Origin of the sequence: Pseudomonas sp. I3-I5 (assembly GCF_022699445.1) — a bacterium.
Classification (GTDB): Bacteria; Pseudomonadota; Gammaproteobacteria; order Pseudomonadales; family Pseudomonadaceae; genus Aquipseudomonas; species Aquipseudomonas fulva.
The window spans coordinates 2,915,681-2,932,322 of sequence record NZ_CP093940.1 but is presented as its reverse complement, the minus strand read 5'-3'; the positions used below and the strand labels follow the sequence as shown (position 1 = coordinate 2,932,322).

Genomic DNA, 16,642 nt, shown 5'->3' with positions numbered 1-16,642 from the left:
CTTTATGCTTTCGGCACATGGCACCTACGGATCTCTGCATGAACTTCATCCTGAGTAATCTCAATAACCTCATAGCGGCATGCTGGTTCGTGCTGTGCTGGGGCGGTTATACGCGCTATGCCATCTGGAAGGGGCGGGACACTGCATGCCTGGCCAGCGTGCTGCATTTGTATCGCGAGGACTGGATGCGCAGGATGCTGCTGCGTGACAACCGCATTGCCGATGCCAGCGTGATCGGCAACCTGGAACGCAACGCCTCGTTTTTTGCCTCCAGCACCCTGATCATTCTCGCCGGTATCCTGACGGTGCTGGGAGCTTCCGACCGCGCGTTGTCGTTGCTGGCCGACCTGCCGTTGGTACAGCAGGCCTCCCAAGGGATGTCGGAGATCAAGTTGCTGTGCCTGGCCACGGTGTTCGTGTATGCCTTCTTCACGTTCAGCTGGTGCATGCGTCAATACAACTTCGCTGCTGTCTTGGTGGGCTCGGCGCCCATGATCGGCGAGCGCCAGGTCAGCGAACTAGAACGCAAGGCCTTTGCCTTGAGGGCGGCCAGGGTGTTGTCGTTGGCTGCCAACCAATTCAACTTCGGGCTGCGCGCCTATTACTTCGGCATGGCCATGTTGAGCTGGTTTATCAACCCCTGGTTGTTCATGGCGGTAAGTGTAGGGGTTGTGCTGATTCTTTATCGCCGCGAGTTCCACTCGGACGTGCTTGACGTCATGGTATTCACCCCCACCGAAAGTTCGACAGGTGAGGTGCATGCCTCCCAGTCCACTGTGCCTAACTGAAACGATTAGTCCATGAATGACAGGCATAAAAAAACCCGACATTGTCGGGTTTTTTGATCGGTTCGATTACTGCTTGGCAGGATCGGCCGGAGTCGTGGTGGTTGCTGGAGTGGCTGGGGAAGCCTCTTCGGCAGCCTTACGATTGGCTTCGGCCTGGTCTTGGGCAGCTTCGGCGTTTTCCTTGGCAGCGTCGTTCATCTTGTCCTGTGCGTCACCCATCTTCTCCTGGGCTTCTTCACGGTGTTCTTGTGCGTCCTGGGCTTTGTCTTCGCTCGCTTTATCGCAAGCAGCCAGGCCCATGGCAGCAGCCAGCATCAGAGCAAAAGCAAATGGTTTACGCATGAGGGTGTCTCTCCTTGGTGGAATAAGTTGACTTGATGCTTCGAGTCGGGGCCTGCTGGATTAGTTCCACCGTCAGTACACAGATATTAAATATCTTGAAACTGAACTTCCGGCCCTGGCGAGTGTTTCGCACTAAGGCGGGTTATCCGTTGCGGGCAACTGCCACTTAGCCGGTATCACAATGTACGCGAGGTACGAACATGCATGGCTCTTTGCTGTGTCTGTATCGACGCCCGTCCTAACCCGGAAACGTTACACCGCCCGCGGCAAGCAGGGCGGCACAGCGGCTCGCCATGACCCGCTCGGATTTGAAGATCGAACCATGCAGGCCCTTGAAATCGATTTGGCAGCCCCCATCTGCATGACATCCGCCGCCAACGCAGCCATTGTGCCGCTTGGCGACCACTGTCATCTGATCGGAGTTTGAAGAACATGAGCGTGGAGACTCAAAAAGAAACGCTGGGCTTCCAGACCGAGGTAAAGCAACTGCTGCACCTCATGATCCATTCCTTGTACTCGAACAAGGAGATCTTCCTGCGCGAACTGATCTCCAACGCCTCCGACGCCTCCGATAAGCTGCGCTTCGAGGCGCTGGCTAAGCCTGAACTGCTCGAAGGCGATGCCGACCTGAAGATTCGCCTGAGCTTCGACAAGGAGGCCGGTACGGTCACCCTCGAGGATAACGGCATCGGTATGACCCGCGATGACGTCATCGCTCACTTGGGCACCATTGCCAAATCCGGCACTGCCGACTTCATGAAGAACCTCACCGGCGATCAGAAGAAAGACTCGCACCTGATCGGTCAGTTCGGCGTGGGCTTCTACTCGGCATTCATCGTGGCCGATCAGGTCGATGTCTACAGCCGTCGTGCAGGCCAGCCTGCCAGCGAAGGCGTGCACTGGTCGTCCAAGGGCGAGGGCGAGTTCGAAGTTGCGACCGTCGACAAGCCTGAGCGCGGCACCCGCATTGTCCTGCACCTGAAAAAAGACGAGCTGGAATTCGCCGATGGCTGGCGCCTGCGCAACGTGGTCAAAAAGTATTCCGATCACATTGCCCTGCCAATCCAGTTGCCCAAGGAGCAGGCAGCCGCCGAAGGCGAAGAGCAGCCAGCCGAAGAGTGGGAAACCGTCAACCGTGCAAGCGCCCTGTGGACCCGTCCGCGTACCGAGATCAAGGACGAGGAATACCAGGAGTTCTACAAGCACATCGGCCATGACTTCGAAAACCCGTTGGCCTGGAGCCATAACAAGGTCGAAGGCAAGCTCGAATACAACTCGCTGCTGTACGTGCCTGCCCGTGCACCGTTCGACCTGTACCAGCGCGAAGCCCCGCGCGGCTTGAAGCTGTACGTGCAGCGCGTGTTCATCATGGATCAGGCCGAGTCGTTCCTGCCGCTTTACCTGCGCTTCATCAAGGGTGTCGTGGACTCCAACGACCTGTCGCTGAACGTGTCGCGGGAAATCCTGCAGAAAGACCCGATCATCGATTCGATGAAGACCGCGTTGACCAAGCGCGTGCTGGACATGCTTGAAAAACTGTCCAAGAACGAGCCCGAGCAGTACAAGAGTTTCTGGAAAAACTTCGGTCAGGTATTGAAAGAGGGCCCGGCCGAAGACTTTGCCAACAAGGAAAAGATCGCTGGCCTGTTGCGCTTCGCGTCCACCCAGGACGAAAGCGGCGAGCAGAGTGTGTCGCTGGCTGACTACCTGGCCCGCGCCAAGGAAGGGCAGGACAAGATCTACTACCTCACCGGCGAGTCCTACGCGCAGGTCAAGAACAGCCCGCACCTCGAAGTCTTCCGCAAGAAAGGCATCGAAGTGTTGCTGCTGACCGACCGCATCGACGAGTGGCTGATGAGCTACCTGAACGAATTTGACGGCAAGGCGTTCGTGGATGTGGCCCGTGGCGATCTGGACCTGGGCAAACTTGATAGCGAAGAAGACAAGAAGGCCCAGGAAGAAGTCGCCAAGGATAAGGAAGGCTTGGTGGAGCGCCTGAAAACCGCACTGGGCGAAAACGTCGCCGAAGTGCGTGTCTCCCATCGCCTGACTGATTCGCCAGCCATCCTGGCCATCGGCGAGCAGGACCTGGGGTTGCAAATGCGCCAGATTCTGGAAGCCAGCGGCCAGAAAGTGCCCGATTCCAAGCCTATCTTCGAGTTCAACCCAACCCACCCGCTGATCGAGAAGCTCGATCACGAACAGAGTGAGGACCGCTTCGCCGAGCTGTCGCACATCCTGTTCGACCAGGCCGCGCTGGCAGCCGGTGATAGCCTGAAGGATCCCGCAGCCTATGTGCGGCGCCTGAACAAGCTGTTGGTCGAGTTGTCTGCTTGAATTGACGTATGGCTAAAGCCCGCTTCGGCGGGCTTTTTTCATGGTGCAGCCTGAGGAGTACAGCATGAGTAAGGTAGTCGTCGAATCTTTGATCCACCACCTGTCCGGCAAGACCTTCGAAAGCCGTTTGGCCTATGAGCCCGGCGCCCTGGGTCGACCTGGCCTGGTGATGGCGCCCAACTGGATGGGCGTGACCGAAGGGGCCGAGCGCATCGCCAAGGAGGTGGCAGCGCAAGGTTATGTGGTGCTGCTCGTCGATCTCTATGGGCAGACCGTTCGCCCGGCGAATGCCGATGAAGCGGGCGCAGCAATGATGCCGCTCAAAAACGACCGCGGCGAGTTGCGCAGGCGCATGGAAGGTGCCCTTGCCCAGTTGCTCGGTCAGTCCAAGGCGCCACTGAGCCCAGGCAAGGTGGCTACCTTCGGGTTCTGCTTTGGGGGCTGCTGCGCGCTCGAATTGGCGCGTGCGGGGGCTGATCTTCGTGCAGCGATCTCCTTCCATGGCACGCTGGACACGCCTGACCCCGAGGATGCCAAACGCATCAAGGGCTCGGTCCTGGTGCTGCATGGCGCATCCGATCCCTTGGTGCCCAAAGAGCAGCTACCGGCATTCGAAGACGAAATGAACGCCGCCAAGGTCGATTGGCAACTGGTCAGCTATGGCGGGGCGGTGCATTCGTTCACCGACCCGGATGCCAACGTGCCCGGCAAGACGCAGTATGACCGGCGCACGTCCGAGCGCGCCTTCCGCGCGATGCACAACCTGCTGGCCGAGGTATTCCAGCGCTAGCGCGCAGGTGGCCGCAGCGATTGCCAGCCCTGCTTTGATGGCAAGGCTGGCGAACCGCACGCTGCGCGTGCAGGTCTAGTAGGTTTGCCCCCTTACAAGGAAGCCCACCATGATCGCCAGAGCACTGGCCTGCGTAGCGTTGACCGCCTGGCTGGGGCCAGGGGCCGAGGCCCGTGAATACCGTTACAGCGATGCTCACCTGCATTACGTGGATTTCTTCCAGGAATCCGAAGGTATGCCGGCGCTGCTCAAGGCCATGGACGCTGCAGGCATCGATCAGTCGATGATTTCGGGCATTCCCGTTGCCAAGAAATGGCATGAAGACGAGCCCAAGCGTCCCCGCTATTACGCCGGCGACGATGCGGACGCCTATTGGTACAGCGCCACCGATACCTATGTAGCAGCGGCGCTGCAGCCATTGTCGGACGAACAACGCAAGCGATTCCATCCCTTCCTGACCGGCTTCAATCCAGTCGACAAGAATGCCGTGAGCCATATCGAACGCATGCTCGACCTTTACCCAGGCCTCTGGCAGGGTATTGGCGAGGTATTCACCCGTCACGATGACCTGACGGCGTTGACCAGCGGCGAAACCCCGCGTGCCAACAACGAAGCCATGACACGGGTCTACCACCTGGCCGCCGAGCGCGACCTGCCGGTGCTGTTGCATTCCAACATCACTTCCAAGCGCGAGCGTAACCCGTTGTACCTGGCCGAGATCGAAGAGCCCCTGCGCAATCATCCGCATACGCGTTTCATCTGGGCACACGCCGGCAGCAGCATGGAAATTCACCGGCATCAGACACAGATGGATTTTCTACTGCCGGTGCTGACGCGATTACTCGAGGACTACCCGAACCTGTACGTGGACCTGTCGTGGAGTGTGCTCAAGCCCTACCTGCTCGATGAGCAGGACGTCCCACGCAAAGCCTGGCTGGCGCTCGTTGAACGCTACCCAACGCGGTTCATGCTGGGCTCGGATGTGGTCGGCCGCTTCGATAGCCTGGGAGAGGAGATGGACAGTTTCAGGCCATTTCTGGATGCCTTGCCCGAAGATGTAGCCAGACGCGTGGCCAAGGACAACTTTCTGGCTGTGCTGCCCAAGGGTAAATGACAGCGTAGGTCGCGTCGGGCCCAACGGATCTGTTTTCCCGCGTAAATGAAAACGCCCCGAACCAGTCGGGGCGTTCTCTATTGGCGCGTCAGCGAATCACTTGCCTTCCCAGCGCTTGAGCACCAGGGTGGCATTGGTGCCGCCGAAACCGAAGCTGTTGCTCATGACCGTATCGATCTTGGCATTTTCTTCGGTCTTGCGCAGGATCGGCAGGTCAGCGACCGCCGGGTCCAGTTCGTCGATGTTGGCCGAGCCAGCGATGAAGTTGTTTTCCATCATCAGCAAGCAGTAGATCGCCTCGTGTACACCGGCAGCCCCCAGCGAGTGGCCGGACAGGCTCTTGGTTGAGCTGATCTTCGGTGCATTTTCGCCGAACACTTCGCGCACACCCTTCATTTCGGCAACGTCGCCCACTGGGGTAGAGGTGCCGTGGGTGTTCAGGTAGTCGATCGGCGTGTCGACGGTCGACAGCGCCTGCTGCATGCAGCGGATGGCGCCTTCGCCGCTTGGGGCGACCATGTCGTAGCCGTCGGAGGTGGCGCCATAGCCGATGATCTCGGCGTAGATCTTGGCGCCACGGGCCAGAGCGTGTTCCAGCTCTTCGACCACCACCATGCCACCGCCGCCGGCGATGACGAAGCCATCACGGTCCGCGTCATAGGCACGCGAGGCCAGTTCCGGGGTTTCGTTGCGCTTGGTCGACAGGGCGCCCATGGCATCGAACAGGAACGACTGGCTCCAGTGCTCTTCTTCACCGCCGCCGGCGAATACGATGTCCTGCTTGCCCCACTGGATCTGCTCCAGTGCGGTGCCGATGCAGTGAGCCGATGTAGCGCAGGCGGAAGAGATCGAGTAGTTGATGCCCTTGATCTTGAACGGCGTCGCCAGGCACGCCGAAACGGTGCTGCCCATGGTGCGAGTGACCCGGTAAGGGCCTACACGCTTGACGCCTTTTTCGCGCAGAGTATCCAGCGCTTCCATCTGGTTCAGGGTCGATGCACCGCCGGAGCCGGCCACCAGGCCGGTACGTGGGCTGGAGACCTGCTCATCGGTCAGGCCCGAGTCCTTGATGGCGTCCTGCATCGCCAGGTAGGCGTAGGCAGCCGCATGCCCGACGAAACGGAAGACCTTGCGGTCGATCAGCTCTTCGAGGTTGAGGTCGATGGAGCCGGAAACCTGGCTACGCAGCCCCATTTCCTTGTATTCCGGGTTGTAACGGATACCCGGACGGCTGTTGCGCAGGTTTTCGGTGACGGTAGCTTTGTCATTGCCCAGGCACGACACGATGCCCAGACCAGTGATAACGACGCGGCGCATGCGAATAACCCTTAGAAGTTGTCAGTGGAGGTGAACACGCCGACCCGCAGGCCTTCGGCGGTGTAGATCTCGCGGCCGTCGACGCTGACCGAACCATCGGCGATGGCCATGTTCAGCTTGCCTTTGAGCACGCGCTTGATGTGAATGTTGTAGGTGACGTTCTTGGCGGTAGGCAGCACCTGGCCGAAGAACTTCACTTCACCGGAGCCCAGTGCACGACCGCGGCCCGGCAGGCCTTGCCAGCCCAGGAAAAAGCCGACCAGCTGCCACATGGCATCGAGGCCCAGGCAGCCTGGCATCACTGGGTCGCCTTCGAAATGGCAGGCAAAAAACCAAAGATCAGGATTGATGTCCAGCTCGGCGACCAATTCACCTTTGCCGTACTTGCCGCCTTCTTCACTGATGTGGGTGATGCGATCGACCATCAGCATGTTCGGCGCGGGCAGTTGCGCATTACCTGGGCCGAACAGCTCACCGCGACTGCAGCGCAGCAGGTCTTCCCGAGTAAAGGCGTGTTGTTTGGTCATGCGAGCTCCTCAATAACCCCCTGCGGCAGGGGATGAATCTTCCCGGCCAGCCCGTCACGCATCGCGAACGGGGCGGCAGCCTACAGGTAGACTATTGCGTTGTAGTGAAAGTCACAGCGCACCTGTCGAAAGAAGTACAGGTGTGCACTGAAACGTCTATTTTCAGGTCCGAAAGGAGTCCTGTCCAGTGTTTAAGACTGCCGCACTTTAGCATTTATCGCCAGTCGCGGTTGCCTGTCCTGGCAGCCAGCGCACCAGCACCTGCTGCAATTCACTGCGGCGCAGGGGTTTGCTCAGATAGTCATCCATTCCTGCGGCAAGGCATCGTTCGCGATCACCCTGCAATGCATTGGCAGTCAGGGCGATGATCGGTACGTGTGCACCGTGGGTCAGCAGGCGCATCTGGCGCGTGGCCTCGTAACCATCCATGTAGGGCAGGCCACAGTCCATGAAAACGGCGGCGAAACGTTGCAGCCTGACCAGCTCCACGGCCTGCTGGCCGTCGTCGGCCGTGCTCACCTCAACGCCCAGGCTGCACAACATGGCCTCGGTGACGCTCTGGTTGACAGCATTGTCTTCGACCAGCAGTACCCTGGTGGGTTCGGTCCAGGCAAGCTGGCCGGGCGGCGCAGCGCGGCGGATCTGGCGCGCCGATGCTGGCAGTGCCAGTGGCATCTCCAGCGTGAAGGTCGAGCCATGGCCTTCAAGGCTCTGACCGTGCAGGTGCCCGCCCATGCGCTCGGCCAGGGTGCGCGCGATGGACAGGCCCAGGCCGGTGCCGCCGTAGCGGCGAGAAATCGAGCTGTCGGCCTGCTGGAAAGCGACGAACATCATCTCCAGACGATCATTGTCAATGCCGATGCCCGTGTCCTGCACGCTGCATGTCAGCCAGATGCGCTGCTCATCCATCAACTGCCAACGGGCTTCGACCCGCACCTGCCCCTGCTCGGTGAACTTCAGGGCATTACCGATCAGGTTCAGGAGAATCTGCCGGATCCGGGTAGGATCGCCGTTCACCTGCAACTGGGCGGTGTCCTCGGCCAGGCTCAAGTCGAGCGCCAGACCTTGTTGCTGTGCAGCATGCTGGAACGACTGGACGCAGTGGGTGATGAGCTCGCCGAGGTTGAAATCGATGTGTTCGAGCTGCAAGGCCGCCCGTTCGATCCGCGAAAAATCGAGGATGTCATTGATGACCCGCAGCAGATGCCCCGTCGACTCGCTCGCCACCGCGGTGTAGTCGGCCTGCTCGCTGCTCATCGAGGTGGTTTCGAGCAACTGCAGCATGCCCAATACGCCGTTTAGCGGTGTGCGCAGCTCGTGGCTCATCATGGCCAGGAAATCAGACTTGGCGCGGTTGGCCTGCTCGGCTTCCTCGCGTGCCTGGATCAGCTCGGCGATGGCTTTTTTCTGCTCGGTGCTGGCCTGCTCGAGCGCATGCGCCAGGTTATTGATGTGCCGGGCCAGATGCCCTAGCTCGCTGTCGTCCACCACCGGAACCGGCGTGTCGTAGTGACCCTGCTGGATGGCCTTGACGGCATGGCCCATGTCGCTGATGGGCTTGGCCAGGCTCATGGCCAGACGGCGAGCCAGCAAAAATGTGAACAGCAGTGCGAACAACGCCAGCACTGCGGCCTTGATCACGATCTCCTGCTGACGCTGGCTGAACGCATCGTCCGACATGCCGACGATGACCCGGCCCAGGTAGTCATCGCCGATGGCCGGGGCAGCCGCCAGGCCTTCCTGCAAAAAGTCGCTTTCGAGTCGTATCTGCTGCAGACGAATCGGCGCTTGAAACACTTCCACCTGCTGGGCACGGTTGGTGCTTTCGTCAGACTGCTCGACGTACACCAGAATGTGATTGCGACTGTCCTGTACCTCCAGGAACCGCACGTGGGGAATGCTCAGCGTGGCGCGCATCAGGCCTTCGAGCACTTCGTTGTTGCCTGAGATGACGCCGTATTCGGACGCGGGCGCAAGCTGGTTGGCGATCAATTGGCCGGTGTGGTTGAGCTCCTGACGCAAATCCTGGATGCGCACGAACGTGAAGAAGCTGATCAATAGCAGCGTCAGCAGCAGCGCCGGGCCTAGGCTGATGATCTGCGTGCGCGTATGAATGTCCCAGTTCAGGCCCTTGGTCATGGGGTGCGCTCTCCATCAGCCAAGGCTTGGGCGGCGGTGTCGGGATCAATGGGCTCCAGGCCCAGCGCCCGTGCCACCTGCTGATTGCCGCTGACCCCGAAATGGGCTGGGTAGAGGCTGCGGGGCCAGCGCGCAGGTGATTGCCCGAGCAGGCTGTCGAGCACGCTTAACCAATCTTGCTGGTCGCTGTAGGTGCTGGCCAGCGCACCGGCACGGACGAATCCGGCATTGGGGCCAATCAGGGCCATTTGACGGCCGTAACTGCTGAGCAACAGGTTTTTCGCTGTCTTGGAATTGTACAGGTCCGGATCATCAAGCCCGAGCAGCACGTCACTGCTGCCCAGCAGGTGTTGCAGGGGGCGGCTGTCACGTGGGTCGGGCCAAGCCTGTGCCACGATCTCGAGGCCAAGCGGTTGCGCGGCACGGCGCAGCTCATCAAGCAGAAACCCACTGTGTTCACCGTAGAGCACCCCGATGCGCCTGGCTTGCGGCAACAGGTAGCGGGTCAGGCGCAACTGCCGATCCAGTGGCGGGTCGCTCCACAACAAGGTGAGAAACCCGGGGCGTGACTTTCCCAGGCGCTGTTCCACCTGCACCCGGCTGACCCTCATGGCCAGTGCCGGTGGGCCGGCGGTTTGCGACAGGCGCCACTGTAATGCCTCGTCGTCCAGCAACACCAGGCGCAGGTCCAGGTCGAGCCGGCTCGGCGCAGGCAGCTCGCTGGCAGCCTGAAAATGCACGTGGTCGTTGGGGCGTCGACTTTCCAGGGCAGCGATGAAGCTGCGGATGCCTGGCTGGTCCTGGGCGCCGACCAGCAAGATCTCGCTGGCGGACAACTGCCCCAATGGCCACAGCCATAGCACCAACAGGCGCAGCAAGCGAAGCATCAGAACTCCAGCTCCGCGCTCAGGCTCAGCCGCTGCCGGCTGTCATAGCGGTTCTGCACGGCGGTGGTGGGCTCATCATCCAGGCGTTGCTGCCACAGGGCTGCCAGTTCCAGATTGCTCCCGTACACGCGCCAGCGCTTGGCCACGCGCAGGTCCAGGCGCTCGTAGCGGTACTGATTGAGGGCATCGTCACCGTAGTAGAAAGCGCCACTGGACCAGCCGTGGCCCCAGTCCCTCATCCAGCCGGCAGAGCCGCTGTTGCTGGCGCTGAGGTTGCGGTCGGCAGGATTGCTGGCCCAGGCGTCGACATGGGCGAAGGTCAAGCGCAGCCGGTCGCGCAGGGTAGGGCGCCAATCGAACTGGGCCTCGCTGCCGCTGAAGCGCGCCCGGTTCGCATTGCTGGCAATGTACTGGTTGTTCTTGAGCGGCTCGCTGATCATGCCAGTGATTTCGTCGTAGAACACCTTCAGGTCCATGCTCAGGTCCAGGTCGCTGAAATAACCGTTGTAGCCCAGCTCACGCGAGCGCATGTGCTCCTGCTCCAGGTCACCAGGGCCGCGGGTCTTGACGAAGTATTCGCCATGCTGCTGGCCAAAGGCGTAGGGCATCAGGTTCTTGACGGTGTAGCTCCAGTTGACGTTGTTTTCGAACATGTCAGGCGAACGTACCGCCTCGGAATAGACGGCGCGCAGGCCATGGCGCGGGGTGATCAGGTAATTGACCGCCAACCGTGGGGTAAGCGAGCTGCCAGAGAGCCGCGAATCCTCGAACATGGCGCCGCCCTGCACGATCCAGTGCTCGTCGGCTCGCCATTCCAGTTGCCCGAAAAGCCGCCAGGTCTGGTCGTCGACGCTGCCATTGAAGTAGGTCTGCGAGTCGGCACGATCATAGCGATAGTTCATGCCGCTGAGCAGGCGCAGGCTGTCGGTCAGGCTGTAGGTGTCCTGTATTTCCAGGTCATAGCGGGTTTCGCGCGTGCTCTGGTCGACATCGCCGCACACCACGTCACTGCCGCCCTGACTGTTCCACTGTGCCTTGATCGCATCGACCAGGGCCTGCTCCTGGGGGTTGCTGCTAGGTGGCGGGTTGTTCGCGCCACGGGCTACCCGCTCGGCGTAATTGGGGTTCATCTGCCAGAGGCGGGTGAGTTCGGGGCTGAAGGACAGCGCCGCGTCGCAGGCTCGCCACACCTGCTGGCGGTCGAAATGCTGCGCCGAGCCCTGGACATACAGGCTGTGTTCAGCGGCAAAGTCGATGTTCCAACGCACCGAGCCTGCATAGTCCATGGCCTTGACGTCGGCATCCTTGCCGCGCTGGGTCACGAACGGGAATACCGGCTGGTAGGTATAAGGCCGCTGGTTGGTGCCTTCCTTGGCGGCCAGTTGCCATTCCAGTGTCTGGTCCACCGTCAGGGTATGGCTGGCGCTCAGGTTCAAACGTGTGGCGCGGCGGCTGTCACGGTAGTCCTGGCCGAACTGGTCATGGTCGAACCCGTCATCCTGCTGGCCCGACAGCGATAGACGCATATCGCCGTTGTCCCAGCCAAAGCCCTGGCTGGCATAGAAGTCGTCGATGCCGTTCTGCCCGCGTGTGACTTTCAGACGCGTGCCGTGGCTGTCGGCAGGATTGCGAGTGAGAATGTTCACCACGGCCATCAGGGCATTGGCGCCATAGCTGACCGTGTTCGGCCCCCTGAACACCTCGATCCGGTCGATGTCCTCCAGCGCCAGCGGGATATCGCTCCAGTCCACCGTCGCCAGCCCTGCCCGGTACACCGAGCGGCCGTCGATCAGCACCTGCATGCGACGTGCTTCGTTGACGTTGCTGCCGTGGTAATTGACGGTCGGTTGATTGCCCGCCCCGTAGCCCACCATCATGCCCGGCACGAGCCTCAGCAGTTCGGGAATGTCACGCGCGCCGCTGGCCCGGATCAACGCGCTGTCGAGCACGGTCATGCTCCCTGGCACCGCAGCCGGGGATTGTTTGAGGCGTGTTGCAGTCAAAACCTGTGGCAGGTCACTGTTGTCGATGAACAAGTCATCTGCCAGGGCAGGTGCACCGAGCAGGGCGGTCAACAGCAACAGCCGCGGGTAGGGAGGCGAGCCAGGGAGCACGGAGCGGCCTTGTATCGTGGGTAAACCGGCATGGTAAATGAACTTTGCCGTTTTGCCAGTGATCTGCGGCGGTATTGATGCTCGCCGACCGGTGGGTACATACCTGGCCTGGATGAGCGATGCCCGACCGGCCTTGGCGCGGGGCAGGCGACCCGTATAATGCGCCGGTCGCCATTTATTTTAGGTGTTAACGGATTGGATATGACTGATCAGCAACCTGTTGCAGTTCTGGGCGGCGGCAGCTTCGGCACGGCCGTGGCCAACCTGCTGGCACAGAACGGTGTGCCAGTGCGCCAATGGATGCGCGACCCGGCACAGGCCCAGGCGATGCGCGAGCATCGCGAGAACCCGCGTTACCTCAAGGGCATCGGGCTGCACGAAGGGGTGGAGCCGGTCAGTGACCTGCTGGCCACGCTTAAGGCCTGCGACCTGATTTTCGTGGCCTTGCCCTCCAGCGCCTTGCGCAGCGTATTGGCGCCACATGCCGACCTGTTGCGTGGCAAGGGGCTGGTCAGCCTCACCAAAGGGATCGAGGCCCAGACGTTCAAACTGATGAGCCAGATCGTCGAGGAGATCGCCCCGCAGGCGCGCATAGGTGTGCTTTCCGGGCCCAACCTTGCCCGGGAAATTGCCGAGCACGCCCTGACTGCCACCGTGGTGGCCAGTGAAGACGAGCTTTTGTGCCAGCAGGTGCAGGCTGTGCTGCATGGCAAGACTTTCCGCGTGTATGCCAGCAGTGACCGTTTTGGCGTGGAACTCGGCGGCGCCTTGAAGAACGTCTACGCCATCATCGCTGGCATGGCCGTGGCGCTGGGCATGGGCGAGAACACCAAGAGCATGCTGATCACCCGGGCACTGGCCGAGATGACCCGCTTTGCGGTCAGCCAGGGTGCCAACCCCATGACTTTCCTGGGCCTGGCCGGCGTGGGCGACCTGATCGTCACCTGTTCCTCGCCCAAGAGCCGCAACTACCAGGTGGGCTACGCGCTCGGCCAGGGGCTGAGCCTGGATGAGGCCGTGAGTCGGCTGGGGGAAGTGGCAGAGGGCGTCAATACCCTCAAGGTGCTCAAGGCCAAGGCCCAGCAGGCGCAGGTGTACATGCCCCTGGTCGCTGGCCTGCATGCCATCCTGTTCGAGGGCCGCACGTTGAACCAGGTGATCGAGCACCTGATGAGCGCCGAGCCGAAGACCGATGTCGATTTCATTTCCACCAGCGGCTTCAACTGAGCCCGGATAACCCTGGCAAAACGGCAAGGAGCGACACATGAACGATACCCCTGAACACGCCCAGCGCGAGTCCCTCATCCTGCGTGTGGTCTGGATGCTGGTTTTCCTGGTGGTCTGGCAATTGGCCGAGTTGGTGCTCGCAGGCCTGGTGGTGATCCAGTTGATCTATCGGCTGATCTACGGCGCCCCCAGCGCCAGCGTGATGGACCTTGGCGATAGCCTGAGCCAGTACTTGGCACAGATCGGACGTTTCGGCACCTTCCACACGGATCAGAAACCCTGGCCGTTTGCCGATTGGCCAGCACCACGCCCGGCCGACGGCGAGGCGCCCCACGTGGCGCGCGCGCCTGAGCCTGCCCCACCTGACCAAGAGCCCAAGCTGTGAACCTGTGGGTGTTGCGCCACGGCGAAGCCGAGCCGCGAGCCACCCGCGATGCCGAGCGGCGCTTGACCGCGCATGGTCGCGAGCAGGTGCTGCACAGCGCCGCACACCTGGCAGGCAAGCCCTTGCAGGCGATCATTGCCAGCCCTTATGTCCGGGCGCAGCAGACCGCTGCCTTGGTTCATGAGGCATTGGGGTTGAGCGAGCCGGTAAGCACGGTGCCGTGGCTGACCCCCGAGAGCGATGTGCAATATGCGATCGGCCAGATCGAGCGCCTTGGCCTTGATCACGTGCTGTTGGTCAGCCACCAGCCACTGGTCGGGCACCTGGTCGGGCTGCTCGAACACGGTCACCTGCAGCGGCCAGCCGCCATGGGCACTGCCAGCCTGGCGGAACTTGAGGGTGATTGGCCCCTGGCAGGCCTGATGACGCTACGGGCCTTGCACACGTCCCGCTGATTGCCTGCCGTGGCTTTGCCAAGCGGGTTTGCAAGGGAGGCAACTGGCATTTTTGTCAGTTGTTTCAATCGATTGCGGTTTGCTAGCTTTGCCACAAAGGACATGTACAAGGTTGGGTCGATGACGGGCGAAATGTGGAAATTGTTGTGCTCGCTGGACCTGCAAACCACCACTGAGAAGGTCGAGCAAGGCATCGCCCTGGATCACGCCCAGCACAGCTTGCTGCGGGAGGTCGCCGACGCCAAGTTCTACCATCTGATGCGCAAGATCCAGACGGACACGGCGCTTGAGGAAAATCGACGTCAGCAGGCCGAGCAGCAAGCCTGCACCCGCGTGGCCCATCTGATGCAAACCAGCTGCCTGGCATTGCGCAGGCTGGAGCTGGACGCTGATGACCAGCGTCTGGCCCGTGAGGCGCTGGAAAGCCATCAAGTCTTCATCAAGGCGTGCCTGCGACGCTCGCTGGGCAGCTTTGATCGATCGGCATGACCTGATCGCCCTTGCCGATGACCTTTCCGAACGTTGCCTGAGCCCTGGTGGACACCCACAATGGGCCATTCTCTGCGCCCGGAAGCCCGCCATGCCGCAACCGATATTCTTTGCCCATGCCAATGGGTTTCCGTCGGCCACCTACGGCAAGCTGTTCGCCGCCCTGGCGCCGGACTACCACGTGCAGAGCCTGCCCCAGCACGGCCATGACCCGCGGTTTCCGGTGGACGCCAACTGGCAGAGCCTGGTGGACGAGCTGTTGTACCATCTTGAGCAGCAGCCCGACCCCGTTTGGGGCGTGGGGCATTCGCTGGGGGGTGTTCTGCATTTGCATGCCGCCCTGCGCCGACCAGAACTTTACCGGGGCGTGGTCATGCTCGACTCGCCCGTGCTGACCCGCGCAGACCAGTTGCTGCTGCGCGCCGCCAAGCACCTGGGCTTGATCGACCGCATTACCCCAGCCGGTCGGACGCTAGGGCGGCGCGCCGAATTCGAAGATCGGCTCAGTGCCCGCGCGTATTTCGCCAGCCGATCACTGTTCCGCCACTTCGACCCCGACTGCCTGGATGCCTACGTCGAACATGGCTTGCACGAGCAGCAGCACACGCTGTCCCTGCGCTTCGATCCTGCTACCGAAATCAGCATCTATCGCAACGTACCCCACCTGAACCCTGCGCCTGTCCGGCAGTTGCGCCTGCCGCTGGCCATGGTCCGTGGCCAGGCCAGTACCGTAGTGCGCCGCCATCATGCCTTGGCGGTGCGGGGCATACCGAAGGGGGAATACCACAGCGTTCCGGGTGGCCACATGTTCCCGCTGGAGCACCCGGAAGATACCGCCAGCCTGATCAAGGGCCTGTTCGATAGGTGGGGGCAGGCATGAACGTGCAGGTCGAAGACATACGCTTGAATCTTGGCCATATCGAACTGGCCGGCCACGTGTTCGGCCCCGAGGACGGCCTGCCGGTCATTGCGTTGCACGGCTGGCTGGACAACGCCAACAGCTTCGCGCGTCTCGCGCCTCGCCTTCAGGGCCTGCGCATAGTGGCCTTGGACATGGCCGGTCATGGCCATTCGCAGCATCGCCCGCCGGGTGCCGGCTACGCGCTGGCCGACTACGCCTACGACATCGTGCGCGCAGCCGAGCAACTGGGCTGGGAGCAGTTCGCGCTGCTGGGCCATTCGCTTGGCGCCATCATCAGCGTGCAACTGGCCGCCGCACTGCCCGAGCGCGTCAGCCACCTGGCACTTATCGATGGCCTCATCCCGCCCACCGGCGAAGAGCAGGACGCCCCCGAGCGCCTGGGGATGGCGCTGCGTGCACAGATGCGCCTCGATACCAAGCGCAAGTCGGTGTACAGCACGCAGGACCAAGGCGTGGAGGCACGCATGAAGGGCATGGTGGCGGTGAGCCGCGAAGCGGCCGAGCTGCTGGCCCAGCGTGGGCTGATGCCCGTGGCCGGGGGGTACAGCTGGCGCAGCGACAGCCGCTTGACTTTGCCCTCGCCAGTGCGCCTGACGCAAGGCCAGGCAATGGCCTACGTGCGACACGTCAAGTGCCCCGGCTGCCTGGTGGTGGCAGCGCAGGGCATGCTGGCACGTCGCGAAGGGCTGCTTGAGCAGCTACCCTTTGAACAGGTGACCTTGCCCGGTGGCCATCACCTGCACCTGAACGATGAGCAGGGCGCAACGCTTGTAGCAGACTGTTTCAATCGCTTCTTTGGCTTTGCTTGA

The 16,642-nt window shown here is 61.6% G+C and carries 16 protein-coding genes; 10 read left to right on the top strand and 6 right to left on the bottom strand.

Annotated elements, in window-relative coordinates; all coding sequences use genetic code 11:
* The first annotated feature begins 38 nt into the window (after positions 1-38).
* Complete coding sequence (locus tag MOP87_RS13145) at positions 39-788, top strand: DUF599 family protein (protein ID WP_028686596.1); 750 nt, start codon at positions 39-41, stop codon at positions 786-788.
* Between the two features lie 66 nt (positions 789-854).
* On the opposite strand, the gene MOP87_RS13140 is transcribed toward MOP87_RS13145, so the two are convergent.
* Positions 855-1,130 carry a hypothetical protein gene (locus MOP87_RS13140; RefSeq protein ID WP_027916291.1) on the bottom strand — a complete coding sequence of 92 codons (276 nt, stop codon included), beginning with the start codon at positions 1,128-1,130 and terminating at the stop codon, positions 855-857.
* 432 nt (positions 1,131-1,562) lie between these two features.
* On the opposite strand from MOP87_RS13140, the gene htpG reads away from it, so the two are divergent.
* The 3 genes from htpG to MOP87_RS13125 all read left to right on the top strand — a co-directional run bounded on the left by htpG (position 1,563) and on the right by MOP87_RS13125 (position 5,371).
* A complete protein-coding gene (htpG, locus tag MOP87_RS13135) occupies positions 1,563-3,467 on the top strand; it encodes a molecular chaperone HtpG (protein WP_059183789.1) in 1,905 nt (634 codons plus the stop codon).
* 64 nt (positions 3,468-3,531) lie between these two features.
* Positions 3,532-4,257, top strand: coding sequence for a dienelactone hydrolase family protein (locus MOP87_RS13130; RefSeq protein WP_027916289.1), 726 nt, complete (start codon positions 3,532-3,534; stop codon positions 4,255-4,257).
* Between the two features lie 109 nt (positions 4,258-4,366).
* A complete protein-coding gene (locus MOP87_RS13125) occupies positions 4,367-5,371 on the top strand; it encodes an amidohydrolase family protein (protein WP_028686593.1) in 1,005 nt (334 codons plus the stop codon).
* A 96-nt stretch (positions 5,372-5,467) separates the two neighbouring features.
* Here the strand turns inward: MOP87_RS13125 and fabB are convergent, their stop codons facing one another.
* The 5 genes from fabB to MOP87_RS13100 all read right to left on the bottom strand — a co-directional run bounded on the left by fabB (position 5,468) and on the right by MOP87_RS13100 (position 12,355).
* Positions 5,468-6,688: a beta-ketoacyl-ACP synthase I gene (fabB, locus tag MOP87_RS13120; protein WP_027916287.1), complete on the bottom strand. Its 1,221-nt coding sequence runs from the start codon at positions 6,686-6,688 to the stop codon at positions 5,468-5,470.
* Between the two features lie 11 nt (positions 6,689-6,699).
* Positions 6,700-7,215 carry a 3-hydroxyacyl-[acyl-carrier-protein] dehydratase FabA gene (gene fabA, locus MOP87_RS13115; RefSeq protein ID WP_023533607.1) on the bottom strand — a complete coding sequence of 172 codons (516 nt, stop codon included), beginning with the start codon at positions 7,213-7,215 and terminating at the stop codon, positions 6,700-6,702.
* Between the two features lie 207 nt (positions 7,216-7,422).
* Positions 7,423-9,354 carry an ATP-binding protein gene (locus tag MOP87_RS13110; RefSeq protein ID WP_027916286.1) on the bottom strand — a complete coding sequence of 644 codons (1,932 nt, stop codon included), beginning with the start codon at positions 9,352-9,354 and terminating at the stop codon, positions 7,423-7,425.
* On the bottom strand, positions 9,351-10,241 hold the full coding sequence (locus MOP87_RS13105) for an ABC transporter substrate-binding protein (protein ID WP_242809618.1): 891 nt from the start codon (positions 10,239-10,241) through the stop codon (positions 9,351-9,353). The genes MOP87_RS13110 and MOP87_RS13105 overlap by 4 nt, the downstream gene beginning before the upstream one ends.
* Positions 10,241-12,355 (bottom strand): TonB-dependent receptor, encoded by a 2,115-nt coding sequence (locus tag MOP87_RS13100; protein WP_027916284.1) that lies wholly within the window; start codon positions 12,353-12,355, stop codon positions 10,241-10,243. The genes MOP87_RS13105 and MOP87_RS13100 overlap by 1 nt, the downstream gene beginning before the upstream one ends.
* A gap of 201 nt (positions 12,356-12,556) precedes the next feature.
* Between MOP87_RS13100 and MOP87_RS13095 the strand changes: the two genes are divergently transcribed.
* The 6 genes from MOP87_RS13095 (at position 12,557) to MOP87_RS13070 (ending at position 16,642) form a co-directional block, all read left to right on the top strand.
* Complete coding sequence (locus MOP87_RS13095; RefSeq protein WP_027916283.1) at positions 12,557-13,582, top strand: NAD(P)H-dependent glycerol-3-phosphate dehydrogenase; 1,026 nt, start codon at positions 12,557-12,559, stop codon at positions 13,580-13,582.
* A gap of 37 nt (positions 13,583-13,619) precedes the next feature.
* Entirely contained in the window at positions 13,620-13,967 is a 348-nt protein-coding gene (locus MOP87_RS13090; protein WP_132579170.1) for a DUF4389 domain-containing protein, read from the top strand.
* On the top strand, positions 13,964-14,422 hold the full coding sequence (gene sixA / locus MOP87_RS13085; protein WP_027916281.1) for a phosphohistidine phosphatase SixA: 459 nt from the start codon (positions 13,964-13,966) through the stop codon (positions 14,420-14,422). Before MOP87_RS13090 ends, sixA begins: the two co-directional genes overlap by 4 nt.
* 120 nt (positions 14,423-14,542) lie before the next feature.
* Positions 14,543-14,911: a hypothetical protein gene (locus tag MOP87_RS13080; RefSeq protein ID WP_242809617.1), complete on the top strand. Its 369-nt coding sequence runs from the start codon at positions 14,543-14,545 to the stop codon at positions 14,909-14,911.
* Positions 14,912-15,002: 91 nt separating this feature from the next.
* Positions 15,003-15,791 carry an alpha/beta hydrolase gene (locus tag MOP87_RS13075; RefSeq protein WP_027916279.1) on the top strand — a complete coding sequence of 263 codons (789 nt, stop codon included), beginning with the start codon at positions 15,003-15,005 and terminating at the stop codon, positions 15,789-15,791.
* Positions 15,788-16,642, top strand: coding sequence for an alpha/beta hydrolase (locus MOP87_RS13070; RefSeq protein ID WP_027916278.1), 855 nt, complete (start codon positions 15,788-15,790; stop codon positions 16,640-16,642). The genes MOP87_RS13075 and MOP87_RS13070 overlap by 4 nt, the downstream gene beginning before the upstream one ends.